At 73.5% G+C, this 616-nt stretch carries 1 protein-coding gene; it reads right to left on the bottom strand.

The genetic code is table 11. The annotated features are described in order from the left end of the window. Positions 1-616 (bottom strand): 2Fe-2S iron-sulfur cluster-binding protein (locus tag GVL52_RS31635; RefSeq protein WP_200847942.1); only part of this gene is annotated, 616 nt, incomplete at both ends.

The following is a 616-nucleotide window of genomic DNA, read 5'->3' as shown; positions in this document are numbered from 1 at the left end:
GCACGCGCTCGAAGCGGCGGTGCTGCTTGGTGATCCACAGCCCCACGTCGGTGGTGCCGGCGACCACCTGCGCATCGGGATGCGCGGCGCGCGCGGCCAGCAGTCCGGCGAGCGTGCCGGGGGCCAGGTAGCTGCCATCCGCGAGGGCATCGCCGTCCGGCCGCGCCGGGCCGGCCTGCAGCGCCTGCAGCCGCTCCAGCAGCGCGCTTTCGTCCACCGGCTGCAGCGGCAGCCCGGCCATGGACTGTGCTGCATCCAGGATCGGGCGGTAGCCCGTGCAGCGGCAGAGGTTGCCCGACAGCTCCGCCACCGCGAGTTCGCGCGTGACTTCGCGGCCGCGGCACACGTGGTTCTGGTACATGCCGAAGAGGCTCATCACGAAGCCCGGCGTGCAGAAGCCGCATTGGGAGCCGTGGCACTGCACCATGGATTCCTGCGCGGGATGCAGCGGCGCGGGGGCGCCGCCGGCCTGCGATGGCGCTCCGCGCTGGATGAGCGGGTCGCGCGCCAGGTCTTCCACCGTCCAGAGCGCCATGCCGTCGACCGCATGCGCGAGGCGGATGCAGCTGTTCACGGCCCGGAAGCGCACGCGGCCGTCCTCGGCCGAGCCCAGCAC

This window comes from Rhizobium sp. 18055 (assembly GCF_902706285.1).
GTDB lineage: Bacteria > Pseudomonadota > Alphaproteobacteria > Rhizobiales > Rhizobiaceae > Rhizobium.
This window is presented reverse-complemented; position numbering and strand designations above follow the sequence as displayed.